This is a genomic window from Nocardia pseudovaccinii, from assembly GCF_050942345.1.
In the GTDB taxonomy this organism is placed as follows: Bacteria; Actinomycetota; Actinomycetes; order Mycobacteriales; family Mycobacteriaceae; genus Nocardia; species Nocardia pseudovaccinii.
Genome location: NZ_CP192074.1, coordinates 2,713,664 through 2,737,421, shown reverse-complemented (window position 1 = coordinate 2,737,421; position 23,758 = coordinate 2,713,664). Strand labels below are relative to the sequence as shown.

General features: G+C 66.5%; 22 protein-coding genes. 2 read left to right on the top strand and 20 right to left on the bottom strand.

The window, feature by feature from the left end:
• Nucleotides 1–330: 330 nt before the first annotated feature.
• The 8 genes from dprA to ACQPZ2_RS12360 all read right to left on the bottom strand — a co-directional run bounded on the left by dprA (nt 331) and on the right by ACQPZ2_RS12360 (nt 7,512).
• Complete coding sequence (dprA, locus tag ACQPZ2_RS12395) at nt 331–1,449, bottom strand: DNA-processing protein DprA (RefSeq protein WP_433525660.1); 1,119 nt, start codon at nt 1,447–1,449, stop codon at nt 331–333.
• A gap of 866 nt (nt 1,450–2,315) precedes the next feature.
• Entirely contained in the window at nt 2,316–3,824 is a 1,509-nt protein-coding gene (locus ACQPZ2_RS12390) for a YifB family Mg chelatase-like AAA ATPase (RefSeq protein WP_433525659.1), read from the bottom strand.
• Complete coding sequence (locus tag ACQPZ2_RS12385; protein ID WP_433525658.1) at nt 3,824–4,180, bottom strand: YraN family protein; 357 nt, start codon at nt 4,178–4,180, stop codon at nt 3,824–3,826. The genes ACQPZ2_RS12390 and ACQPZ2_RS12385 overlap by 1 nt, the downstream gene beginning before the upstream one ends.
• Nucleotides 4,181–4,332: 152 nt before the next feature.
• Nucleotides 4,333–4,638, bottom strand: a complete 306-nt coding sequence (locus ACQPZ2_RS12380; RefSeq protein ID WP_011210678.1) for a DUF2469 domain-containing protein — start codon at nt 4,636–4,638, stop codon at nt 4,333–4,335.
• 46 nt (nt 4,639–4,684) lie between these two features.
• Nucleotides 4,685–5,491 (bottom strand): ribonuclease HII, encoded by an 807-nt coding sequence (locus tag ACQPZ2_RS12375; protein WP_433525657.1) that lies wholly within the window; start codon nt 5,489–5,491, stop codon nt 4,685–4,687.
• A 25-nt stretch (nt 5,492–5,516) separates the two neighbouring features.
• The gene (gene lepB, locus ACQPZ2_RS12370; RefSeq protein ID WP_433527401.1) at nt 5,517–6,260 is read right to left on the bottom strand and encodes a signal peptidase I; all 744 of its coding nucleotides are present in this window, start codon (nt 6,258–6,260) and stop codon (nt 5,517–5,519) included.
• Nucleotides 6,261–6,367: 107 nt separating this feature from the next.
• A complete protein-coding gene (gene rplS, locus ACQPZ2_RS12365) occupies nt 6,368–6,709 on the bottom strand; it encodes a 50S ribosomal protein L19 (protein WP_011210681.1) in 342 nt (113 codons plus the stop codon).
• Nucleotides 6,710–7,134: 425 nt separating this feature from the next.
• Complete coding sequence (locus ACQPZ2_RS12360) at nt 7,135–7,512, bottom strand: DoxX family protein (RefSeq protein WP_433525656.1); 378 nt, start codon at nt 7,510–7,512, stop codon at nt 7,135–7,137.
• Between the two features lie 95 nt (nt 7,513–7,607).
• On the opposite strand from ACQPZ2_RS12360, the gene ACQPZ2_RS12355 reads away from it, so the two are divergent.
• Nucleotides 7,608–8,480 (top strand): sigma-70 family RNA polymerase sigma factor, encoded by an 873-nt coding sequence (locus ACQPZ2_RS12355; protein WP_433525655.1) that lies wholly within the window; start codon nt 7,608–7,610, stop codon nt 8,478–8,480.
• Nucleotides 8,481–8,574: 94 nt separating this feature from the next.
• On the opposite strand, the gene ACQPZ2_RS12350 is transcribed toward ACQPZ2_RS12355, so the two are convergent.
• The 4 genes from ACQPZ2_RS12350 to ACQPZ2_RS12335 form a co-directional block, all read right to left on the bottom strand.
• A complete protein-coding gene (locus tag ACQPZ2_RS12350) occupies nt 8,575–9,444 on the bottom strand; it encodes a hypothetical protein (protein ID WP_433525654.1) in 870 nt (289 codons plus the stop codon).
• Between the two features lie 30 nt (nt 9,445–9,474).
• The gene (locus ACQPZ2_RS12345; protein ID WP_433525653.1) at nt 9,475–11,904 is read right to left on the bottom strand and encodes a Tex family protein; all 2,430 of its coding nucleotides are present in this window, start codon (nt 11,902–11,904) and stop codon (nt 9,475–9,477) included.
• A gap of 195 nt (nt 11,905–12,099) precedes the next feature.
• A complete protein-coding gene (locus ACQPZ2_RS12340; protein WP_433525652.1) occupies nt 12,100–13,734 on the bottom strand; it encodes an AMP-binding protein in 1,635 nt (544 codons plus the stop codon).
• Complete coding sequence (locus ACQPZ2_RS12335) at nt 13,734–15,515, bottom strand: AMP-binding protein (protein ID WP_433525651.1); 1,782 nt, start codon at nt 15,513–15,515, stop codon at nt 13,734–13,736. The genes ACQPZ2_RS12340 and ACQPZ2_RS12335 overlap by 1 nt, the downstream gene beginning before the upstream one ends.
• A gap of 95 nt (nt 15,516–15,610) precedes the next feature.
• Here ACQPZ2_RS12335 and ACQPZ2_RS12330 point away from each other — a divergent pair, with 95 nt between their 5' ends.
• Entirely contained in the window at nt 15,611–16,465 is an 855-nt protein-coding gene (locus ACQPZ2_RS12330) for a LuxR C-terminal-related transcriptional regulator (RefSeq protein WP_433525650.1), read from the top strand.
• Nucleotides 16,466–16,900: 435 nt separating this feature from the next.
• On the opposite strand, the gene trmD is transcribed toward ACQPZ2_RS12330, so the two are convergent.
• The 8 genes from trmD to ffh all read right to left on the bottom strand — a co-directional run bounded on the left by trmD (nt 16,901) and on the right by ffh (nt 23,728).
• Nucleotides 16,901–17,581 carry a tRNA (guanosine(37)-N1)-methyltransferase TrmD gene (gene trmD, locus ACQPZ2_RS12325; protein ID WP_063045797.1) on the bottom strand — a complete coding sequence of 227 codons (681 nt, stop codon included), beginning with the start codon at nt 17,579–17,581 and terminating at the stop codon, nt 16,901–16,903.
• 35 nt (nt 17,582–17,616) lie between these two features.
• Nucleotides 17,617–18,141 (bottom strand): ribosome maturation factor RimM, encoded by a 525-nt coding sequence (gene rimM / locus ACQPZ2_RS12320; protein ID WP_433525649.1) that lies wholly within the window; start codon nt 18,139–18,141, stop codon nt 17,617–17,619.
• Nucleotides 18,141–18,383 carry an RNA-binding protein gene (locus ACQPZ2_RS12315; protein ID WP_040693288.1) on the bottom strand — a complete coding sequence of 81 codons (243 nt, stop codon included), beginning with the start codon at nt 18,381–18,383 and terminating at the stop codon, nt 18,141–18,143. Before ACQPZ2_RS12315 ends, rimM begins: the two co-directional genes overlap by 1 nt.
• A gap of 165 nt (nt 18,384–18,548) precedes the next feature.
• Nucleotides 18,549–18,974 (bottom strand): 30S ribosomal protein S16, encoded by a 426-nt coding sequence (gene rpsP / locus ACQPZ2_RS12310; protein WP_063045795.1) that lies wholly within the window; start codon nt 18,972–18,974, stop codon nt 18,549–18,551.
• Nucleotides 18,975–19,171: 197 nt separating this feature from the next.
• Complete coding sequence (locus ACQPZ2_RS12305) at nt 19,172–19,750, bottom strand: Uma2 family endonuclease (RefSeq protein ID WP_433525648.1); 579 nt, start codon at nt 19,748–19,750, stop codon at nt 19,172–19,174.
• A gap of 171 nt (nt 19,751–19,921) precedes the next feature.
• Nucleotides 19,922–20,905 (bottom strand): LLM class F420-dependent oxidoreductase, encoded by a 984-nt coding sequence (locus tag ACQPZ2_RS12300; protein WP_433525647.1) that lies wholly within the window; start codon nt 20,903–20,905, stop codon nt 19,922–19,924.
• A 113-nt stretch (nt 20,906–21,018) separates the two neighbouring features.
• Nucleotides 21,019–22,113 carry an amidohydrolase family protein gene (locus tag ACQPZ2_RS12295; RefSeq protein ID WP_433525646.1) on the bottom strand — a complete coding sequence of 365 codons (1,095 nt, stop codon included), beginning with the start codon at nt 22,111–22,113 and terminating at the stop codon, nt 21,019–21,021.
• A 61-nt stretch (nt 22,114–22,174) separates the two neighbouring features.
• A complete protein-coding gene (gene ffh / locus ACQPZ2_RS12290; protein WP_433525645.1) occupies nt 22,175–23,728 on the bottom strand; it encodes a signal recognition particle protein in 1,554 nt (517 codons plus the stop codon).
• Nucleotides 23,729–23,758: the final 30 nt, after the last annotated feature.

Here is a 23,758-nt window from a genome sequence, read left to right as displayed (position 1 = left end):
ACCGTCACCGCCCCCGCTCCCCTTGGCAAGTAAGCACGCCGCAATGCCGCGGTTTACTGCGAGAACCGCGTCACCGCGTCCCGACCGGATCTCCTCCGACCGCAATGGCCGAATCACTCCGAGCCGCGACTGCACCGATCCGCGCCGAGCTGAATTCTTGACCGCGTAGAGACCGGGCAGCTCGCCCGGTCGCGGAGCTGTGATCGGCCCCGGGCGTGAGCGCTCACCGGCCCGGTACATAAGCGCTCACCAGCCCCGGTACATAAGCGCTCACCAGCCCAGTACATAAGCCCGGTATATAAGGCGCTCACCGGCCCGGTACGTGAGCGCTCATCGGCTCGGAGGGTTTGCGGTTCGGTGCCAGCCGTATTCGTCCATGCCTACTAGGCCGACTAGTTCGAGGGCAGGGAGGATGGCGCGGACGGTCGGGAGATCCAGGCCGACGGTTTCGGCGATGGCGCGGGGTTGGCGGGAGCCGATTTCGGGGAGGGCGGCGTAGACCGCTGCTTCGTTGCCTTGCAGTCGGTCGCTGAGGTCGGACGGCTGGGGGGTCGGTAGGGAAAGGCGTAGTGGGCCTGCTTCATCGATGACCTCATCGGCGCGGGTGACCAGGAGGGCCTCACCTTCGCGGATCATGCGGTGGCAGCCTGCCGATGAGGCGGCGGTGACCGGGCCGGGGATGGCGAGGGCGGGGCGACCGAGGCGGCGGGCCCATTTCACGGTATTCCGGGCGCCGCTGCGTAGTCCGGCCTCTACGACGAGGGTGCCGTCCGCCAGCGCGGCGATCACGCGATTACGGGCCAGGAATTGGTTCTTGTGCGCAACCGTGCCGGGCGGGTATTCGCTGATCACCAAGCCCGTTTCGGCGATCTCGGCCAAGAGTCGTTCGTGCTGGGCCGGATAGGCGCGATCGACGCCGCAAGCAAGAACGGCGATCGTCGGAGCACCGACGGCGAGGGCGGCGCGATGCGCCATACCGTCGATACCGAAGGCGGCTCCGGAGACGATTGTCCAGCCCTGAGCGGCCAGATCACCAACGATCTCGCCGGTGACATGCTCTCCGTATCCGCTGCTGCAACGCGAACCGACCACCGCGATCGCCCGCTCGCTCGACTCCGACAACGACCGCGGCCCACGTACCCACAACGCCAATGGCACCGCCCCGTCACGATCGCGTCCGGGCTCGAGCTGCCGAAGCCCGAGCATCCGCCAGGCCGGCCACTCCGGATCGTCCGGGGTCACCAACCGCCCACCCAGCCGTTCCATCACCTCGAGATCCCTTGCCGCACTATCGATCTCCCGCCGCCGAGCGGTCGGCCCGAGCAACGACTCCGGCAGCTCACACTCCCGTACCGCCCGCGCCGCCTCCACCACCCCCACCGATTCGATCAACGACGACAACGCCGCACACGGCCCCTGCACAACCCGTGACAAATACGCCCAAGCCAACCGCCGCTCATCAGCGTCCTCGCCAGAAACCGCCGGCTCGGAACACCCCGAATCCCAACCATCCAGATCCACAACCCCATGCCCCGAACCACGCGCGCCCCCTGCCCCGGCATACCTCGCCGCATCCATCTTCCTGACTACCAATGCGACCGGATACGTATCGCTTCCCGCCGCCGCACCCGAGGCTCCCGTTGCCGCAGCACCACTCGCCGACTCAGCGGATCCACCACCTGCCGCCAGTTCTGCACAACCCGACGTCGCTTCGGAATCCTCTGTCGCACAAGGGTCGTCCCCCATCAAACGTACTGTTGCACGACGGCCGCCACAGGCTGCCGGAGCTTGGCAATCCGAGACAGTGTTCACCGACACGCCCACACTCCCGACAGCAGCAGATCCGCCGCCAGCCAGGGCCTCTACACGTCCTGCGACATCAACGGCTCGCGCCGCGCAAGACCCGGTGCCCACCGAGGTGCCGGTGGCACCGACTACAGGACTGCCGCCACATATTGTCAGTGGTTCGCAATCCGAGGCACACGAGATAGTGCCCGTCGACTTGCCTGCACGCCCGAAAGAGGCAGAACCACTACCCACCGATTCCACCGCCCTCCTATTGACAGTGGCAGAGCCGTTGCCCGGCGACGAGGCCGCACACGAATCGGCTGGAAAGCCATTGCCCGTCAACTCGCCCGGACACCCGACGCCAGCAGGGCAACTCTCTTCTGCCGCCGCGAGATCCGGCGCGGTCGCGCCGACATGCGCCATCACAGTGAGCTCGCAGGCGTTTGCACCGGCACCCACCTCTAGCGCAGCGGACCTCGTTCCAGAAATCTCACCGCTGATCGAGCCTTTGTCTTCCGTTGCCGCACTCAATGTGAGCCCCGTTGACGGAAGTTCAAGGCGGCCAGTACGTCTTGGGCGCTGGGTTGCTCGGCGTTGCGGAGGTCGCTGATCGTCCACGCGACGCGGAGGGCGCGGTCGGCGCCGCGGGCGGACAGGCGGCCCAGGCGGAGGGCGGCTTCGATGGGAGCGGTTGCCTCGTGGGGGAGTCGGAAGCGTTGGCGCAGGATGTGGCCGGGGACTTCGGCGTTGGTTGCCCAGCCGTAGTCCTGCCAACGCTGTATTGCGGCTTGCCTTGCGGCCGCGACTCTACGGCGCACGACCTCGCTGCTCTCGGCGTCCTCGGCGGCGAACGATGCGCCGGCGTGGCCGCGCATCTGGACCCAGATATCTATGCGATCCATCAACGGTCCGGACAGCTTGCCAAGGTATCGGCGACGCGCGAGCGGGGCACAGATGCAGTCGACATCGCGGGCTGGGGCACAAGGACAGGGGTTTGCGGCCAAAACCAATTGGAAACGGGACGGGTAGCGAGCCACGCCATCGCGGCGGGCGATGCGAACTTCGCCCTCTTCCAAGGGGGTTCGCATCGCTTCCAGGACCTTGGTTCCTATCTCCGCACATTCGTCGAGAAACAAGACCCCGCGATGGGCACGGCTGACGGCGCCCGGACGTGCGGTACCCGATCCCCCGCCGACCATGGCGCTGGCCGAGGTCGAGTGATGCGGAGCGACGAAAGGCGGCATGGTGATCAAGGGGTGGTCATCGGAGAGTGCGCCTGCGACGGAATGGATGGCCGTCACCTCGAGTGCTTCGGATTCGGTGAGCGGCGGAAGCAGACCCGGAAGACGTTGCGCCAGCATGGTTTTACCGATTCCGGGCGGCCCGGTGAGCAGCAGGTGGTGTCCGCCTGCCGCGGCCACCTCCAATGCCCACCGGGCCTCCTCCTGACCGACCACCTCGCTCAGATCGCCACCGCAGCGCACCGTGTCGGGCAGCATGCCATCGGGCTCGACCAGACCGCCTTCACCACGTAGCCAAGCGACGACGGTACGCAGGGTCGCGGCCCCGAAAACCTCGATGCCGTCCACCAGCCCGGCTTCGGCCAGTGCGGATTCCGGCACGATCACCCGCATCCAGCCCGCATTGCGTGCCGCGAGCACAGCGGGCAGGATGCCGCGCACCCGGCGGACCCGCCCGTCCAGCGCCAATTCCCCGAGCAATACAGTCTTTCCGAGCCGATCGGAGGGGACCGCGCCCGCCGCGTCGAGCACCGCGATCGCGAGGGCAAGGTCGTAGACACTGCCGATTTTGGGCAGCGTCGCCGGGGACAGTGCCAGGATCACGCGACCGTCGGGCCACTTCTCCCCGATATTCGCCACTGCGGAACGGACCCGGTCGCGGGATTCCTGCAGCGCGGTATCGGGCAACCCGACCAGATGCACCGACGGCAGCCCCTGCCCGATATCCGCCTCGATTTCGACCAGCTGGCCGTCCACCCCGCTCACCGCGACCGAATACGCCACCCCCAGCGCCATCAGAACACCGCTTTCAGGTGATCGATGACCGGTCGGTGGCCGCGGTGCAGCAGCACCGAAATGACATCGAAACGGACATCGCGCCACGGGCCGTCCTGTTCGGCCAGCCACACCAGCGCCAACCGCCTGATCCGCTGCTGCTTATCGAAGGTGACCGCCTCGGCGGGCATGCCGAATTTGATTCCGGTTCGCGTTTTGACCTCGACGAACGCGGTAACGCGGCCATCCCGGGCGATCAGATCCAGTTCGCCGTACTTGCACCGCCAATTCCTGCTGATGATCTCCATCCCGGCGGCCTGCAGGAATCGGGCCGCCAGTTCTTCCCCTTGTGCGCCGAGCGCCTGGTTGTCTGCCACCAGCTCAGCGTGCTCGGACCACACCCACGCCCGATGACACCGACCTGCGCAAACAGAAAACCTGTGGATACCCGCTCAGCTGTGGACAACCCGGGCATCCGACCCTCGCACTGCACCTACTTGTCGGTGCCCAATGGTATTGGCCGCCAGCCCTACTCGGGTAACCGCAGATCCGGCTTCTCCAGCTCCTCGATATTCACGTCCTTGAACGTGATCACCCGAACATGCTTCACGAAGCGCGCGGGTCGGTACATATCCCACACCCACGCATCGCTCATGCGCACCTCGAAGTACACCTCGCCGTCGGCGTTCTGCGGCCGCAATTCGACGGAGTTGGCCAGATAGAAGCGGCGCTCGGTCTCCACCACGTACGAGAACTGACCGACGATGTCCTTGTACTCCCGGTATAGCGAGAGCTCCATCTCGGTTTCGTATTTCTCCAGGTCCTCGGCACTCATCGGGTGGGACGTCCTCCTTCTCGCCGCACTGCGTCTGCTGTAATCATCATCGCGCATGCGCCGCGTCGGTAGCCACTCGGCTATCCGGTTCGACGCCCTCCAGCAAAACCTCGTCGGCCAGTTCCGCATCGGCGTACTCCGCCGCGGCTACCGGCCGCAACCCCGCTGCCGAGCGCACATTGCGCCAGGATCGGCGGTGCTCACTGCTCGGTCCGAGCCGTTCCAGCGCGGCCGTGTGCTCGGGCGTGTTGTAGCCCTTGTGCGCGGCGAATCCGTAGCCGGGGAACCGCTCGTCCAGCTCGACCATCATCCGATCCCTGGTCACCTTGGCCAGGATGCTCGCGGCGGCGATGCAGGCCGCGGCCGCGTCACCGCCGATGACGGGCAGTGACGGCACCGGAATCCCGGGCACCCGGAATCCGTCGGTCAGCACATACCCCGGTGTCTGTCCGAGTCCGGCGACCGCGCGGCGCATACCCTCGATATTGGCGACGTGGATGCCGATCGAGTCGATCTCCCAGGCCGGAATGACGACCACCTTCCAGGCCAGCGCCAACCGGGTGATGATCGGGTACAGCTCCTCGCGCACGGGTTCGGTGAGCTTCTTGGAATCGTCGAGTCCGGCCAGCCTGTCGTAGGCCTTGGGCGCGAGCAGGCAGGCGGCGACTACCAGAGGTCCCGCGCACGGTCCGCGCCCGGCCTCGTCGACCCCGGCGACCGGGCCGAGGCCGCTGCGGATCAGCGCCGCCTCCAGCGTGCGCAACCCACCGGCTCGACGCATGACGACACGCGGCGGCCACCCGTTGCCCGGAGTCGCGCCATTAGCCCTAGCCACTCGACCCTGCCCCACCATCCAATTATCCTGCGGCCCGCAACGATCAGTTCGTCTGGGGATCCTGTGATTTCACCGGACCGATCCGGCTGGGCGGCCAGATCTTGAAGACCGTCTTGCCGCGCACATTGTCGATCGGGACGGTGCCCTGCAGGTTATCGCTGACGTGGGCGCGTGAGTCGGCGGACTGGTTGCGGTTGTCGCCCATCACCCACAGGTTGCCCTCGGGCACCTTGACCGGGCCGAATACCCGGCCCGCCGGGTAGGTCGCATTCTGCTGACCCGGGTACCACGGGTAGTCGTTCAGGACGTACGGCTCGTCCAACGGCTTGCCGTCCACCATGACCCGCCCCTGCGCGTCACAGCACTGCACGGTCTGGCCGCCGACGGCGATCACCCGCTTCACCAGGTCGTTCTCATCCGGTGGCACGAGCCCGAAGAAGGAGAAGAAGTTCTGCACGCCGCGCACGGCGACATTGCTGGACCGGATCGACTGGTAGCGGGTATTCCAGGACGACGGGCCGACGAACACCACGACGTCACCGGGCTGCGGCTCGCTCCAGTAGTAGCTCGGCTTCTCCACGTAGATGCGGTCGCCGATGAGCAGCGTGTCTTCCATCGACTGGGACGGAATGACGTACGGCCGCCCGACAAAACTGACCATGAGTGCCGCGATGACCGCGGCGATGACAATGAGAACCGGCAGTTCCTGCCAGAAGGGGCGCTGCTTGCGCTTCGAGCGCCGTGAGCGGCGGCTCTTGCCCTCGTCGTCCGAATCGGACACCGTCATCGACCCACTTTCGTCTGCCACGCCGAACAGATTAGCCCGGCACCAAGACTGACGTCCGGTGCCGGGCTAGCTGAAGAACATTCGTGCCGAGCGGTGCCGCTACTTGCTCAGCGCTTTTCCTTGATCTTGGCGGCCTTGCCGCGCAGATCGCGCAGGTAGTACAGCTTGGCACGGCGGACGTCACCGCGGGTCACCACATCGATGTGGTCGATGTTCGGGCTGTGCACCGGGAAGGTGCGCTCCACACCGACACCGAACGACACCTTGCGGACGGTGAAGGTCTCGCGGATGCCACCGCCCTGACGCCGGATCACGACGCCCTTGAAGACCTGGATGCGCTCCTTCGAGCCTTCGATGACCTTCACGTGCACGTTGAGCGTGTCGCCCGGACGGAAGTCGGGGACATCGCTGCGCAGCGACTTTTCGTCGACGAAGTCAAGGGTGTTCATTTCATCCTTCTGATGTTTGCGCGAGCAGAGGACCCTGGCGGCACTCGCGTGCTCGACCGGTTCATGCTCCGAATAAGGGGTGCTCCGTGGGCCGAATGCACCCAGGGCAACCTGTGCATTGTGCCAGATCGGCGCGTCGCGGGAAAAATCGGGCCCGGCTCACCGGGTGGCCGCGCGGTGTACGGCGGCCGCGAGACAGTCCCGCCAGCTGCCATCCCCGAACCCGAAAGCCGCGCGCGCCGACGAGTGTAGCCATAGGCCAACCCACTCCGCGGATCCGCGAACCCATCGCTGCCCACGGCGCCGGTGTGCCCGAAGGCGTTCGCGCTCGAGAATGGGTAGTACAGCCCCTTGGCCTCGAAGCCGCACGCACAGGGCGCGCGGTCACCGCGCACGAGATCCGGATCGGTGCGATTCCGCTCCCGTCAGACCGCGAGTGGCCTGGTCGGGCGCAACGCCCACGACGCGAGGGCAAGCCCGGCGAAACCCAGTGGTCCGAGCCAGGCCTTCGGCTCGTCGCCGACGGCGATATGGGAGGCGGCCGCGCCGCCGTAGACGAAGGTCAGGCCCGCGTACGCCCACTCCTCGGCACGCGGGAAGCCCGGCGTCACGATCGCGGCGACCGCGGCAGCCTTGGCGACGCCCATGATGGTGGCGAAGTACATCGGGTATTCGAGTCGTTGGAAAACCTGGCGTACGTAGGAGATGCGCGCGAGATCCCAGTAGGACCCGACGACTGTTTCGGTCAGCAGGATTCCGGTGGCGCCGAGGTAGGCCAGGCGGGCGGTCTTTCGTAGGTTCATATCTGTGTGACGGATGGCGACCCGGCAAGGTAACGGCTTGTCACACTCACGGCCTCGGCGCCGTCATCTCTTCGAGCAACCTCGAGGAGATCCCTGTGGGCGACAACGATTCTTTGGCAGACCGATTCGTGGCGCACCGGGCGCACTTGGTCACCGTGGCCTATCGCATGCTCGGTTCGCTGAGCGAGGCCGATGATGCGGTACAGGAGGCCTGGTTACGGCTTTCCCGGGTCGACACCGCCGAAACCGACAACCTCGGCGGTTGGCTGACCACGACCGTGGGGCGGGTCTGCCTGGATATGTTGCGGTCGCGCAAGTCCCGCCGCGAGGAGGCCTATCTGCCCGACCCGATCGTCCTCGCCGATGCCGGAACGCAGCCGGAACAGCAAGCGGTACTTGCGGATTCGGTCGGTCTCGCGCTGCTGGTCGTGCTGGACTCGCTGAATCCCGCGGAGCGCGTAACCTTCGTGCTGCACGATATGTTCGCGGTGCCGTTCGACCAGATCGGCCCGATCATCGGCAGATCCGCGGCCGCGGCGAAGATGATGGCCAGCCGCGCCCGCCGCCGGGTCCAGGGTCGAGCGCCGCGACCCGACCGGGATCTACCGCGTCAACGTCGCGTGGTCGAAGCCTTCCTCGCGGCCGCCCGCGGCGGTGAATTCGACGCACTGCTGGCCATTCTCGACCCCGACGTGGTGTTGCGCGCCGACGCCGGAGCCCGCTTCCCCGGCGGCATGCGCGTACTGCGCGGCGCCGCGACGGTGGCCGGTCAGCTCGATGCCTTCCAGCGCGCCGCCAATGCCTTTGCTTCGCAACATGTCCTCGTCAACGGCGCGCCCGGCCTACTCAACACCGCTAGGGGCAAGACAGTCTCCCTGATCGCCTTCACCATCGTCGACGACAAAATAACCGCCATCGACCTGCTCTCGGACCCCGCCCGCATCCCACACGCAGTCTCGAGTGCTTGATCACCATGCAACTGTTGAGGCAAACGTCGAGAGCACCCCTCCGCCAGAGCATTCTCGTGGGCGCGGGACACACGGCGCGCTGGGGAGGCGCGGATCAATCGCGAAGGGAGTGGTCGGACACTGAGGGCAGGTGCCAATGGGTGGGGGCGGGAGGTGCGGGGACGACAGTGCGAGCCAATTCGGCCTCCGCGGCCTCGCGGACATGGACGACGTCGGGTTTTCCGGCGACCAGGTCTTGTACGAAGATCTTGGCGCGGATCACCGGGCGTCGGTAGCGACGTTCACGGACTATCGCCCGATACATGAGTCGGCGTCTACCCGGGTAGCGCCAGCGAGCCCATGGTGCGCCCGGTCGGCTCAGCCGGAATGCGCCGACCACGAGCAGGGGCAGGAAGAACATGCCGAACAGGCCGGTCCAGATCTTGCCCTTGGCGATGACGACTGCCGCCAGGCCCAGATTCACCACGGCGAAACAGACGATGAAGATGCGGACTTCGGTGCTGGGATCGCGGCGGAAGTCGTTGATATCCAATAACCACAGCGGGTGGATTCCGAGCAGCAGCAGTCCGGTCACCGCGAGCGCGACGAAGACCGCGTCGACCGAGGTGCGGCCCTGTTCCTCCCAGTACACGTCGCGCAGATAGAAGATCAGCGCGAATTCGTCGAGGGTCAGGGCCGCGCCGACACCGAAGGCGGCGGCGAGCAGGCTCGCGGTGAGTGTGGTGGCGCTCTGGTACATGGTGACCATCCCGATGCCGGACAGCAGCACCAGGATGACCCCGAACACCATGTGGTGGATGTGCACACCGCCGGAACGCACATTGCCCGGCCACCAGCGGACCTGCTTGCGGATCAACCGGACGCTGAGCCGGATCAGCAGGAAGCCGACGATGAACCCGAGGAGGAAGCACAGCAGCGGAAGGCGGCCGTGCCCGATCACATCGTCTTCGAGCCACCGTCGCATGGCCGCCTACAAACCTCCGCCCGTATCGCCCTACTGCCCGAACCCGGCCCGCCGCAGCGCATCCGCCATCGAACCGCTCGGTGCGGGCGCGTTGCGCCGCTGGTTGCCCGGGTTGCGGCCCTGATTCTGCTGTCGACCCTGGCCCTGCTGCTTACCCTGTCCATTCTGCCGCTGCCCGCCGCGATCCTGCCCGCCGCGACCGCCTTGGCCACGGCCGCGGCCGCCGTCGCCCTTGGTCGCCGTACCCGGCTCGTCGTCCAGCCGCAGCGACAGCCCGATGCGCTGGCGTGCGACATCGACCTCGAGCACCTTTACCTTGACGACATCACCGGACTTCACGACCTCGCGCGGATCCTTGACGAAGTTGTGCGACATGGCCGAGACGTGCACGAGTCCGTCCTGGTGCACACCGATATCTACGAATGCGCCGAATGCGGCCACATTGGTGACCACACCCTCGAGCACCATGCCCGGCTGCAGATCCGCGACCTTCTCCACGCCCGCCGCGAATTCGGCGGTCTTGAATTCCGGACGCGGGTCACGACCCGGCTTCTCGAGTTCGGAGATGATGTCGGTGACGGTGGGGATACCGAACTTCTCATCGGTGAACTCGGCGGGCCGCAGCGAACGCAACGCCGTGGTGTTGCCGATCAGTTCCGCCATGCCGCGTCCGGTCGATTCCAGGATGCGCCGCACCACCGGGTAGGCCTCGGGGTGCACGGCAGAGGTGTCGAGCGGATCGTCGCCACCGCGGATGCGCAGGAAGCCCGCGCACTGTTCGAAGGCCTTGGGGCCCAGGCGCGGCACGTCGAGCAGCGCGGTGCGGCTGCGGAACGGGCCGTGCTGATCACGATGCGCCACAATGCTTTCGGCGATCGAATTGGCAATACCGGACACCCGCGACAGCAGCGGCACCGATGCGGTATTCACATCGACACCTACCGCGTTCACCGCATCCTCGACCACCGCACCCAACGAGCGCGCCAGCAGGGTTTCGGAGACATCGTGCTGGTACTGACCGACGCCGATGGACTTCGGGTCGATCTTCACCAGCTCGGCCAGCGGGTCCTGCAAACGACGGGCGATGGATACCGCACCGCGCAGCGAGACGTCCATATCCGGTAGTTCCTGCGAGGCGTAGGCCGATGCGGAGTACACCGACGCGCCCGCCTCGGAGACCACGATCTTGGTCGGCTTGTTCTCCGGAATCCGCGAAATCAGCTCGGCGGCAAGGGCATCGGTCTCGCGCGAGGCGGTGCCGTTGCCGATGGCGATGAGCTCGACGCCGAACCGGGCGACCAGCGCGCCGAGTACGGCCAGGGACTTCTCGGTCTGGCCCTGCGGCTTGTGTGGGTAGATGACCTCGGTCGCGACGGCCTTGCCGGTGGCGTCGACGACGGCGACCTTCACACCGGTGCGGTAGCCCGGATCCAGGCCCATGGTGGTGCGGGTACCCGCGGGCGCGGCCAGCAGCAGGTCACGCAGATTCGCGGCGAAGATGTCGACGGCGTCCTTCTCGGCGGCCTGACGCAGGCGCATGCGGGTGTCGATACCAAGACTCACTTGCAGTTTCGTGCGCCATGCCCAGCGCACGGTATCCAGCAGCCAGGTGTCGGCCGCCCGGCCACGGTCGGCGATATCGAACTTCACCGCGATGCGGCCCTCGTAGACCGACCGCTCGCCCGGCTCCAGCTCCTCGGTGTCGGGTTCGAGCTGCAGCTGCAGGATCTCTTCCTTCTCACCGCGCAGCAACGCGAGGATCCGGTGCGAAGGCAGCTTGCCGAACGGCTCGCTGAATTCGAAGTAGTCGGCGAACTTCGCGCCCGCCTCCTCCTTGCCCGGCCGCACGCTCGAGCTGACCTGGCCGCGGTTCCACATCAGCTCACGCAGCTCGCCGACCAGGTCGGCGTCCTCCGCGAAACGCTCGACCAGGATGGCGCGGGCGCCGTCGAGCTGTTCGGCGGTGTACTGCGCGGGATCGGTGGTCGGATCGCCGATCAGCGCATCGGCGACGGGCTCGTGACCGGCCTCGCGGGCGATCTGCGCCTTGGTGCGCCGCTTCGGCTTATAGGGCAGGTAGATGTCCTCGAGGCGGGCCTTGGTCTCGGCTGTCATCAGCTGCCCGAGCAGCGCGTCGTCGAGTTTGCCCTGGCCCTTGATGGATTCGATGATCGCGCCGCGGCGCTCGTCGAGTTCGCGCAGGTAGGTCAGGCGCTCGTCGAGCTGGCGGAGCTGGGCGTCGTCGAGGCCACCGGTGACCTCTTTTCGGTACCGCGCGATGAAGGGCACCGTCGAACCCGCATCCAGCAGCTCGACGGCGGCCCGGACCTGGGTCTCGCGCACGCCGAGCTCATCGGCGATGCGCCGGCCCACGCTGGCCAGAGCTGTGGTCGCGGCCGGTGCGGCGGCGGTCGTGTCGGTGTTCGTCGCTGAACTGGCGATCTCGGGCGCTGTCGTCACGCCCGAGACACTACCGTTGTCACCTGACAAACGGCCCATGCCCAGGTAAACCGGCATGCTTGGACCTGAATCGTACGGTGACTCCCCCGCCTCCCGGGGCCTTTTGCCGGTCGTGAGGTGCTCGTAGACTTCCGTCGCGGACCGGCGGTCGATCTGCTGGCGGAGTCCCGGCGAGTTACCCGTGTGGCAACGAAATCAGTCGTCGCGGTTCGAAGGTGCGAGCAGTTCCACAGCCAGCTCACGCATTTCAGCCTTGCGTATTTTCCCCGTGACCGTCATCGGGAACTCCTCGACGATGTGCACGTAGCGCGGGATCTTGAAATGCGCGAGCTTGCCGGTGCAGAAGGCGCGGATCGCGTCGGCGTCCAATGGTGTTGTGCCGTCCTTCATTCGGATCCACGCCATCAGTTCCTCGCCGTATTTCGGGTCGGGGACGCCGATCACCTGGGCATCGAGGATGTCCGGGTGGGTATAGAGGAATTCCTCGATCTCGCGCGGGTAGATGTTCTCGCCGCCGCGGATCACCATGTCCTTGATCCGGCCGGTGATCGCGAGATACCCGTCGTCGTCCATGACGCCGATATCGCCGGTGCGCATCCAGCGGGCGGCATCGATGGCCTCGGCGGTCTTCTCCGGTTCGGACCAGTAGCCGAGCATGACCGAGTAGCCCCGGGTGCACAGCTCGCCGGGTTCGCCGCGCGGAACGGTCAAACCTGTTGCGGGGTCGACGATTTTGACCTCCAGGTGTGGGCCGACCCGGCCGACGGTCGCGGTGCGGCGGTCGATGCCGTCGTCGCGACGGGTCTGGGTCGATACCGGGGAGGTTTCGGTCATGCCGTAGCAGATGCACACCTCGCTCATGCCCATGCGATCGATTACCCGCTTCATCACCTCGACCGGGCAGGGTGATCCGGCCATGATGCCGGTGCGCAGGCTGGACAGATCGAAGTCTTTGCCCGAATCCAGTTGCGCGAGTATGGCGATGAACATCGTCGGTACGCCGTAGAGCGAGGTGCACCGCTGCGCGGCGACCGCATCCAGGGTTGCGACCGGATCGAACGCGGGCGCGGGAATCACCACGGCCGCACCGTGACTGGTGCTTGCCAGGTTGCCCATGACCATACCGAAGCAGTGGTAGAAGGGCACCGGCACGCAGATTCGGTCATGTTCGGTATAGCCGCAGAGTTCACCGACGAAGTAGCCGTTGTTGAGGATGTTGTGATGGCTCAACGTCGCACCCTTGGGAAAACCTGTTGTGCCGGAGGTGTACTGGATATTGATCGGGTCGTCCATGGACAACGTCGCGGCGATCTTCGCGAGTCGTTCGGCGTCGATATCGGACTGTGCCACCGCATCCCATTCGGGAGTTCCGAGTATCAGCACTTGTTCCAGGCCAGGACAATTCGGCCGGACCTGCTCGATCATGTCGACGTAACTCGAGGTCTTGAATTCCGGCGCCGCGATCAGCATGCGCACACCGGCTTGGCGCAGCACATATTCCAGTTCGCTGGTGCGGTAGGCCGGATTGATATTGACCAGGATCGCACCGAGTTTCGCGGTCGCGTACTGGGTGAGGAACCATTCCGCGCAGTTCGGGGCCCAGATGCCGACCCGGTCGCCCTTGGCGATACCGCGTTCGGCCAATCCGGTGGCCAGTGCGTCGATCGCGGCCGCGAGTTCGCGATAGGTCCAGCGGCGATCGGATGGACAGTCCACCAGGGCTTCTCGGTCCGCGTACGCGGCGGCCATGCGGTCGAAGTCATCGCCGATGGTGTCGCCGAGCAGCGGGGTTTCCGCAGTGCCGGATGTGTAACTCGCCAGTGCGGACATCACCGAACCCCCTGCTGTCGCAGGATGAACCGCTGCACCTTGCCGCTGGGCGTCTTGGGCAGGGCATCCACGAAATGCACCTTGCGTGGATACGCGTGCGCGGCGAACTTGCGTTTCACCAAGGTCTGCAATTCCGCCTCGAGTTCGACATTCCCTTCGAAACCGTTGCGCAGCACCACGAATGCCTCGAGCACCTCACCGCGCAATTCGTCGGGCATGCCGACCACCGCGGCCTCGACCACCCGCTCATCCAGCACCAGCACGCTCTCGACCTCGAACGGGCCGATGCGATAACCGGCCATGATGATCACATCGTCGTCGCGGGCCGAGAAATGGAAGAAACCGTCCGCATCCTGGGATCCGGCATCCCCGGTCAGATACCAGCGGCCGTCGGCGGTATAGCGCTGCGTGGTGCGTTCCGGGGCGTCCAGGTAGCCGAGGAACCACAGCAGCGGGCTGCGTCGGGTATCGATGGCGACTCGGCCCAGTTCGCCGACCGGCGCTTCGACGTCGGCGTCGTCTGCGAGCACCGCGCAATGCCATCCCGGCATCGTCCGGCCCATCGAGCCCGCGGGTGCGTCGACCCGGAGCGCGTCGTGCCAGGAATTGCAGATGAGCATGCCGTGCTCGGTCTGCCCGTAGTGGTCGCGCACCGCGACGCCGAGTGTCTCGACCGACCAAGTCACCACATCCGGAGTCAGCGGTTCGCCTGCGGACGACGCGCGCCGCAACCGGAGATCTGTTGGGGCAGCGGCACTATCGGCGCGCAACGCGCGGTAGACCGTCGGCGCGGCGGTGAAGTTGGTTACCCCGAAGCGGTCGAGCACCTGCCAGGTCAGCGGCGCCGAGAAGGCGGCATGCAGCAGCAGGCTGCGGATGCCGGAGGCCAGCGGGCTCAGAATCGCCCAGTACAGTCCGTACGCCCAACCCGGATCGGCCGCATTCCAGTAGACGTCATCCGCGCGCACGTCCAGCGAAAACTCTTGGTACGCATGGAATGCCGCGAGTGCACGCACCGGAATCGGAACGCCCTTCGGAGTGCCCGTCGTGCCGCTGGTGAACAGCTGCACCAGCAGCCCGTCCCCGCCGACCGGCACAGCGGCCGCGCGCGGGTCGTCGGCGGAGTACGCGGCGAGCAGATCCGCGAGCCGCAGCGGCGCCTCAGCCGCGGGGTCTGCGACTGTCGGATCCTGTGCCCCGATCGACCCAGCGATTGTCGGATTGTCCGCCCCCTGCCGGTCGGCCGGGTCATGCACGCGTTCGGCGGCGGCATCGCCACCGCCCTGCGCGGCCGCGTGACTGTCAGCGACAGCCCGGCCATTCCCGGCAATGATGACGCGCCAGGGCGGATCGGCCGGGATGTCGTCGCCCGGCACCAACTTTGTCGCCTGATCCGCGTCGGCGATGACGATCGTCGTGCCGCTCGCCTCGAGCCGGAAGGCGATGGCGGGTGGGGCGAAAGCGGTGAAGAGCGGGACGTGGACCGCGCCGCGCCGCCAGATGCCCAGCAATGCGACCACCAGGTCGGCGGATTTCGACATCAGGGTGGCGACGCGGTCGCCGGGTTCGACACCGAGGTCGGCGAGGGCGACGGCGAAGCGCTGGGAGCGCTCGCGCAGCTCGCCGTAGGTGAGGTCGGTCGAGGTCAGGTCGGGGTCGACGATGGTGAACGCGGTGCGGTCGGCGGGGTGCCGGTCGCACAGCAGATCCGCTGCGCCGACGTCGGGTCCGTCGTAGGTTTCCAGTAGCTCGCGCACGCGCGCGTTCAGGTCCGCGGTCATCTCGCCTCTCCTCATCGGTGATCCAGGCCACCTCGTCTCCAATAGGATGTGGGTCACATCACGTTCGGCACTACCCCCGAAAAGGGGTGAGTCTTTTGACCCACACCACCGCGCTGCTGCGGCCGCGCGACGGCGATGCGCTGCGCGCCGAGATCCGCTGGGTGGCGACCAAGGCGGGCGTGCCGGTGGTTTTCGGCGGCGAGGTGCACGATGATGCGCTGCTGCTCACCGAATTCGTCGGCACTGTCACCAATGGCCTGCGGGGACTGACCGTGCTGCGTACCTCCGGGCTGGGCGGCCGGGTGATGGATATGCGCAGGCCCGCCTCGGTCGCCGACTACCGCAATGCCTCCGAGATCACCCACCACTACGACGGTCCGGTCTCCGGCGAACGCATCCGCTCGGTGCTCGCGGTGCCCGTGGTGGTCGACGATCGCTCCCGCGCGGTGCTCTACGCCGCCAACCGCGGCGGCGTACCGCTCGGCGACCGCACCGCCGATCTGGTCGTCGCGGCCGGCCGACGCCTGGCCACCGAAATCACCATCCGCGACGAGGTGGACCGCCGCCTGCGCCTGCTGGAAATGACGACTCCCGCGCCCGAGACCGCACCCGCCGTCGCCGAGGAACTCCGCGAGATCAATGCCGAACTCCGCGGCGCGGCGCGCTCGACTGAGGACGAACGCCTACGCGAACGCCTGCACTCGGTGTGTGAACGCCTCACCCGAGTCCTGGTCGGCGACCCGCCCGCGGATGCCCCGCGCCTGTCCCGACGTGAACTCGACGTGCTGTCCCAGATCGCGCTCGGCTGCACCAATCACGAAGCTGCCCAACGCCTTTCGCTCGGACCGGAAACGGTCAAGAGCTATCTGCGCAACGCGATGACCAAACTCGACGCGCACTCGCGCCACGAGGCCGTCGTCACCGCCCGACGCCTCGGCCTGTTGCCCTGACCAACGAACTCCCGCGCACGCATTCGCACGCCGCGCACAGAATCTCGGACGATCCGATACGCGGCGTGCGAACACGATGACCGAACCTCGTCAGCGGCCGCCGGTGCAGACGCCTTCGGGGGTGTACTGGCAAGGGCGCTCGTTCCGCCCTTTGTATTGCCCGTGGTTACTGCTGCGGCCGCGCTGACCTGCGCTGTTGCGGCTACGGCCAGCATCGGGTTCATGGGTGTCCCGATCAGCGGCGACTCTGACTTCGACCAGTTCGGGGGCGGCTAGGTCCGATAAGACGATCATCGCGCCACCGATCAGAGTCGAGACCACCGCCCGACGCACTGTCCCGAAGCGAGCCACCGTCACCATAGCCACCTACCATTCACCGTTGATTAACGTGCCGTTAATCAACGATACATTCGATAAGGCGTCGAGTCTGTAGTTTCAATCGTCGAGCAGATCCGGACGCCGTTCACGGGTACGGGCAACGGACTGTTCGCGTCGCCACGCGGCGACCTTGGCGTGATCACCGGACAGCAGAATCGGCGGCACTTCGAGGCCGCGCCAGGAGACGGGGCGCGTATAGCTCGGCCCCTCGAGCAGTCCGTCGGAGAACGAATCCTCTTGGTGGGACTGCTGATTGCCGAGAACGCCAGGGAGTAGGCGGACCACGGCCTCGGCCATCACGAGGACTGCGGCTTCGCCACCGATCAGAACATAGTCGCCGATGCTGACCTCTTCGACACGAACCCGGCGGGCGGCATCGTCGAAGACGCGTTGATCGATGCCTTCGTAACGGCCGCAAGCGAATACGAGGTGCTTCTCGCTCGCCCAGCGTTGTGCGGTGGCTTGGGTGAAGGGCACTCCGGCGGGGGTCGGCACCACGAGCAGGGCGTCGTCGGGGCATACCTCGTCGAGGGCCGCGCCCCAGACGGTCGGCTTCATGACCATGCCCGGCCCACCGCCGTAGGGCGAATCGTCGACGGACTTGTGCACGTCGTGCGTCCAGCGACGCAGATCGTGCACGTCGAGGGAGATCAGGCCCTTGTCGATGGCCTTGCCCAGCAACGCCGTTCGCAGCGGCTCCAGATACTCCGGAAAAATCGTGACGACATCGAGTTTCATGTAGTCCCTTAAGTTTCCGGTGGATCGGCGATCCGCTACTCCGGATCGAGCAGACCCTCGGGCGGATCGATGACGACAAGTTGATCGGCCAGCGACACCGTCGGCACGATCGCGGTGACGAACGGGATCAGGATCTCCCTGCCGTCGTCGGCGGCGCGCACCGAAAGCAGTTCTCCCGCAGCCGAATGCAGCACCTCGGTGACCTTGCCGACAACAGTGCCATCGGTGAGCTGGACGGTCAGTCCCTCCAACTCGTGGTCGTAGAACTCGTCCGGATCCTCCGACTGCGGCAGCTCGGCACTGTCCACGATGAACAGCGTGCCGCGCAGCGCATCGGCGGCGGTGCGGTCGGAGATCCCGACGAGTTGCACGAGGAGCCGGCCCGAATGCTCTCGGGCCGACTCCACGGTGAATTCACGAACTTCTTCGGATCGCGCCGCCCGCCCGCGCAGTCGCACACCAGGTGCGAAACGCGCGTCGGGATCATCGGTGCGTACCTCGACGACCAGCTCGCCACGCACACCGTGCGATTTGGCGACCCGGCCTACGACGAGTTCCATCAAGCGTCGGTATCGACCACGTCGACCCGGATGCCCCGGCCGCCGATCCCTGCGACGAGGGTGCGCAGCGCGGTCGCGGTACGACCGCCGCGACCGATCACCTTGCCCAGGTCATCGGGGTTGACGTGCACTTCGACGGTGCGTCCGCGGCGGCCGGTGATCAGCTCGACCCGGACGTCATCCGGATTCGCGACAATGCCGCGAACCAGGTGCTCGACGGCATCGGCGACGACGGCGCTCATGACTGCGCCTCGCTAGCGCTCGGCTCCGTCATGATCGCCGTGGGCGCTGTGCCTATGGCTCGCTCGCTGCGCTCGCTCATGACTCCGCCTCGCTGGCGCTCGGCTCCGCCATGACCGAGCGATGCTCGGCTGTGCCCACGGTTGGCTCGCTGCGCTCGCTCACGGTTACTCGGCAGCCTCGGTCTCGGCGGCCTCGTCCTTCTTGGCGGCCTTCTTCTTGGGGGTGACGGCCTCGGCGACCGGCTCGTTGTCGGCGGCGGCCAGCGCGGCGTTGAACAGGTCCAGCTTGGACGGCTTCGCGGGCTTCACCTTCAGGGTGCCCTCGGCGCCCGGCAGGCCCTTGAACTTCTGCCAGTCGCCGGTGATCTCCAGCAGGCGCTGCACGGCCTCGGTCGGCTGCGCGCCGACACCCAGCCAGTACTGCACCCGCTCGGAGTTGATCTCGATCAGCGAGGGCTCTTCCTTCGGGTGGTACTTGCCGACGTTCTCGATGGCGCGGCCGTCACGACGGGTGCGGGCGTCCGCGATCACCACGCGGTACTGCGGGTTGCGGATCTTGCCGAGACGGGTGAGCTTGATGCGAACAGCCATGTGCTGATCTGCCTTTCATTGTTTGGTCACGGCGCAATTCAGCGACCCGCACGGTCTGCGAGCCCGGTTTTGCGCTTGGAGTGTGTGACCGCCGCGCGGTACGTAACCGGAGACGGGCTGACACTTGTCCAGGAAGGACGGTGGTCCATTCTGCCAGACCGGTCCCCCGCTCCTGAAATCGCGGTGTCAGCAGCGCCTCAGCGCAGATCCGCCGTGTTGACGGTGATCGGAACAGGTCCCGGAGCCACGACCGTCTCGCCCGCCGCGACGTACACCTCCTGACGGTATCCGCTCTCACCGAGCCGATAGCCCCAGAAACGTGCTGGCTTGTCCTCGGGCAACTCGACAACCCACAGGTACGGGACACGTGCGGCCGCGTATCCGGCGATCTCTGTATCGCGCTCCTCGCGGGTATTGCCAGGAGACCACACCTCGACGGCCAGCACGAGGTCCTCGGGCGCGAAGCTGGCGTGGTTGATGTCGACATTCACTACAGCGATATCGGGAATGACCCCGGTGCGGAAAGCTGTGCTGATCCGCACAGCTACCGCCGGCAGTACATCCAAATCGCTCCGTCCCGCGGCCCGCAGCGCGTCGCACAACAGAATCGCCAACTCCAGCGACGCATACTGATGCGGACCGCCGGGCGCTGGCGTCATGTACAGGTACCCCAGGATGAGTTCGAGTCGAGATCCATCGGACGGCTGCTCTTCGGCCAGCCAGTCTTCCACAGTCGTTGGGCCCAAGGGATGAATCATCGCAACCTCGGCGCTCATCGTCATGTCCCGTCCGATCTCTGTCGCAGGGCATAGGGCGCCGGTGACTGCGGTAGTCGTCATGACCGGGCCGCCCACGCCGGTCGAGCGGGCGAAGAGTGATCTGCCCCGGCGGGCATTGATCTGAGCGCCCACTGCTCGGGAAACGAATGGGCGCTCAGGGCAACCGGCTCAGCGGACCAATGGGGCGAGAGTGCGTCCGGCAAGATCCACGGCGCCCGGTTCGTGGCCGTTCGTCACCATGTTGACGATGAGACCCTGCACACCCTGGTCGAGCACCCTGGTCTGCAGTTGCTCGGCGACTTCGGCTGGGCTGCCGACGAATTGGCGGTCGGCGATGGTTTGCTTGCGCTCGTCCTCCGAGATGGTGGACAGGTCGACGCCGATACCGCGCAGAAGATCGTGCTGTTGTTTGCGTGCGCGGTCGCCGTCTTCATCGATCATCAGGAAACAGAGGTAGCTCACCTCCAAAGTCTCCGGGTCGCGGTCGATTTCGGCACAGCGCTGGTGCAGTGCCTCGATCTTGCGGGGCAGTTCGGAGGCGTTGCAGATGATGTTGATGTGGTCGGCGAAGCGGGCGGCCAGCGCGAAGGTCTTTTTCTCGCCGCCGCCACCGAGCAGAATGGGCAGGTCATTGCGCAGCCGCGGCTCATTCATGGCGTTCTCGGTGTGGTACCACTTGCCGTCGAAGGTGGAGTGTTCACCGCGCAGCATCGGGGTGATGATCCGCAGCGCCTCGTCGAGCCGTTGGAATCGTTCGGTGAAGGTGCCGAATTCGAAACCATAGGACTGGTGTTCGAGCTCGAACCAACCGGCCCCGATGCCGAGTACCGCCCGTCCGCCACTCACCAGATCCATGGTGGTGACGGTCTTGGCGAGCAGGGCGGGATTGCGGTAGGTGTTGCCGGTTACCAACGCCGACAACTGAATTCGTTCGGTGGACGCGGCGATTCCGGACAGTGCGGTGTAGGCCTCGAGCATCGGCTCACTCGGCTCACCGAGACCGGGCAGCTGGTAGAAATGATCCATGACGAAGACCGTGTCGAAACCGGCGGCTTCGGCCTCCCTGGCCTGCGCGACCACGGTCGGAAAGAGTTCGCTGACGGGCTGGCCATAACTGAAGTTGGGCATCTGATAACCGAGGCGAATGGTCATAACCCGACCCTACGCGCGCCACACCCCAGCCTTCCCGATCTTGGCCACATCAGCCCGCTGACCTGGGAGTCTGTCGCACACCGACTGACGACCCAGCGCACGCGACAGGCCGGTCAGCGGTGGCCGGTGACCGGATTGTGGGTTTTGACGAGGCGGCCACGCAGGACGACGTAGTGCGGCTCGGTGAGCGCGGCCGGGTTGATGCGCGGATCTTCCTGGTAGACAACGAAATCCGCTGGCGCACCGGCCTCGATGCCCGGACGCCCGAGCCAGGTGCGGGCGTTCCAGGAGGCAGCGCCGAGTGCGTCGTGGTTCGACAACCCCGCCCCGGACAGGGCGGCGATTTCGTCGGCAATCCGGCCGTGACGGATGGAGCCACCCGCATCGGTGCCCGCGAAAATCGGAACGCCCGCATCGTGCGCATTGCCAACGGTACGCCGGACGCGCGCGTGCAGATCGCGCATATGTGCGGCGTAGATAGGGAATTTGCCCGCGCCGTCGGCGATTTCGGGGAAGGTGTCGATATTGATCAGCGTCGGGACCAGCGCGGTGCCGTGTTCGACCATCAACTCGATGGTGTCGTCGGTGAGGCCGGTGCCGTGTTCGAGGCAGTCGATGCCCGCGTTGATCAGGCCGGGCAGGGCGTCCTCGCCGAAGACGTGTGCCGTCACCCGCGCGCCGTTGGCGTGCGCGGCGTCGATCGCCTCCTTCAGGATCGTGTCACTCCACAGCGGCCGCAGATCGCCCGCCGACCGGTCGATCCAGTCGCCGACGATCTTCACCCAGCCGTCGCCGAACCGAGCCTGTTCGGCGACGATCTCCGGCAGATCGCGCTCGTCGTCGAGTTCGATGCCGAGTTCCCGGATATACCGCCGCGGTCGGGCGATATGGCGGCCCGCGCGAATGATCCGCGGTAGTTCCTCGTGCTCATCGATGAAGTGCGTATCGATCGGTGACCCCGCATCGCGCAGCAGCAGCGCACCCGCGTCCCGCTCGGTCTCGGCCTGGGCGATCGCGCCCTCGCGATCCTCGTGGCCCCCGCCGTACCGGATGCCGACGTGACAGTGCGCATCGACGAGTCCGGGCACGATCCAGCCTGTGCCGCACAGTGTTTCGGCCCCCGCGACGGGCTCGAACGACACCAGCCCGTCCCGCACCCACAGGTCACGCACCTCGTCATCAGGGAGAACCACACCCCGCAGATGCACACCAACCTCCTCGACCGTCGTCGGCACCCGACCTACTGCCGACGCCGAACACGAACACGCCCTACTTCTTGGGGAAGTTCAGCTTCGACAGGTCGAAACCCTCGAGCCCAGGCGGCAGTTGGTCCAGCCCGGCGGGCATTCCGGACAGATCCGGCATCCCTGCGGGCATACCGGGCATGCCGGGGAACCCACCGCGCACCTTCGGCGGCGTCGGCCCACGGCCACCCTTCTTACCCTTCTTGCCCTTCTTCGCGTTGGCCCGTCGCGAGCCGGGCAGCCCCATTTGGCGGCCCATCATGGCCATCATCTTCTTGGCCTCGAAGAAGCGGTCGACGAGTTGGTTGACCTCGGAGACCTGCACGCCGGAACCGTTGGCGATGCGCAGGCGGCGAGATGCGTTGATGATCTTCGGGTTCGCGCGTTCGGCCGGGGTCATGCCGCGGATGATCGCCTGCACCCGGTCGAGCTGCTTATCGTCGACCTGGGCGAGCACATCCTTCATCTGGCCCGCACCGGGCAGCATGCCGAGCAGGTTGCCGATGGGGCCCATCTTGCGGATCGCGAGCATCTGATCGAGGAAGTCCTCGAGCGTCATCTCGCCGCTGCCGATCTTGCGGGCGGCTTCCTCGGCCTGCTGCTGGTCGTAGACCTGTTCGGCCTGCTCGATCAGGCTCAGCACGTCACCCATGCCGAGGATGCGCGAGGCCATCCGGTCCGGGTGGAAGACGTCGAAGTCCTCGAGCTTCTCACCGGTGGAGGCGAACATGATCGGCGCACCGGTCACATTGCGGACCGACAGCGCGGCACCACCACGGGCGTCACCGTCGAGTTTGGTGAGTACGACACCGGTGAAGCCGACGCCGTCGCGGAATGACTCCGCGGTATTGACGGCGTCCTGACCGATCATCGCGTCGAGTACGAACAGCGTCTCGTCCGGCTTCACCGCATCGCGGATGCCGGCGGCCTGCGCCATCAGCTCGGCATCGATACCGAGGCGACCGGCGGTGTCGACGATCACCACGTCGTACTGTTTGCTGCGCGCCTCCGCGACACCGGCCTCGGCCACCGCGACCGGATCGGCCGCCGAAATGCCGAGCGGATTCTCGCCGCCGCCGATGGAGGTGCCGGGATGCGGCGCGAAGACGGGCGCACCCGCGCGGTCACCGACCACCTGGAGCTGGGTGACCGCGCCGGGGCGCTGCAGGTCACAGGCCACCAGCAGCGGCTGATGCCCCTGCCCCTTGAGCCATTTCGCGAGCTTGCCCGCCAGGGTGGTCTTACCGGAACCCTGCAGACCGGCGAGCATGATCACCGTCGGCGGATTCTTGGCCAGGGTCAGCCTGCGGGTTTCGCCACCGAGGATTCCGATGAGTTCCTCGTTGACGATCTTGACGACCTGCTGGGCCGGATTGAGGGCGGCGGAGACCTCCGCGCCCTTGGCCCGCTCCTTGATCTTGGCGATGAAACCGCGCACCACGGGCAGCGCGACGTCGGCTTCGAGCAGGGCGAGGCGGATCTCACGACAGGTGGCGTCGATGTCGGCCGGTGACAGACGCCCCTTACCGCGAAGATCCTTGAGGGCACCGGTAAGCCGGTCGGACAGGGATTCGAACACCGATCGCGCTCCTGATCTCGTGGGACGTCA

Coding starts and splice junctions, on each gene's coding strand:
- ACQPZ2_RS12390 (WP_433525659.1), bottom strand. CDS start 3,824: ATGGCGCTGGGGGTGGCGTATTCGGTCGCGGTGAGCGGGGTGGACGGC.
- ACQPZ2_RS12380 (WP_011210678.1), bottom strand. CDS start 4,638: ATGAGTGCCGAGGACCTGGAGAAATACGAAACCGAGATGGAGCTCTCG.
- ACQPZ2_RS12375 (WP_433525657.1), bottom strand. CDS start 5,491: ATGGTGGGGCAGGGTCGAGTGGCTAGGGCTAATGGCGCGACTCCGGGC.
- lepB (WP_433527401.1), bottom strand. CDS start 6,260: ATGACGGTGTCCGATTCGGACGACGAGGGCAAGAGCCGCCGCTCACGG.
- rplS (WP_011210681.1), bottom strand. CDS start 6,709: ATGAACACCCTTGACTTCGTCGACGAAAAGTCGCTGCGCAGCGATGTC.
- ACQPZ2_RS12360 (WP_433525656.1), bottom strand. CDS start 7,512: ATGAACCTACGAAAGACCGCCCGCCTGGCCTACCTCGGCGCCACCGGA.
- ACQPZ2_RS12350 (WP_433525654.1), bottom strand. CDS start 9,444: ATGCGACGGTGGCTCGAAGACGATGTGATCGGGCACGGCCGCCTTCCG.
- ACQPZ2_RS12340 (WP_433525652.1), bottom strand. CDS start 13,734: ATGTCCGCACTGGCGAGTTACACATCCGGCACTGCGGAAACCCCGCTG.
- ACQPZ2_RS12335 (WP_433525651.1), bottom strand. CDS start 15,515: ATGACCGCGGACCTGAACGCGCGCGTGCGCGAGCTACTGGAAACCTAC.
- trmD (WP_063045797.1), bottom strand. CDS start 17,581: ATGAAACTCGATGTCGTCACGATTTTTCCGGAGTATCTGGAGCCGCTG.
- rimM (WP_433525649.1), bottom strand. CDS start 18,141: ATGGAACTCGTCGTAGGCCGGGTCGCCAAATCGCACGGTGTGCGTGGC.
- ACQPZ2_RS12315 (WP_040693288.1), bottom strand. CDS start 18,383: ATGAGCGCCGTCGTCGCCGATGCCGTCGAGCACCTGGTTCGCGGCATT.
- rpsP (WP_063045795.1), bottom strand. CDS start 18,974: ATGGCTGTTCGCATCAAGCTCACCCGTCTCGGCAAGATCCGCAACCCG.
- ACQPZ2_RS12305 (WP_433525648.1), bottom strand. CDS start 19,750: ATGAGCGCCGAGGTTGCGATGATTCATCCCTTGGGCCCAACGACTGTG.
- ACQPZ2_RS12300 (WP_433525647.1), bottom strand. CDS start 20,905: ATGACCATTCGCCTCGGTTATCAGATGCCCAACTTCAGTTATGGCCAG.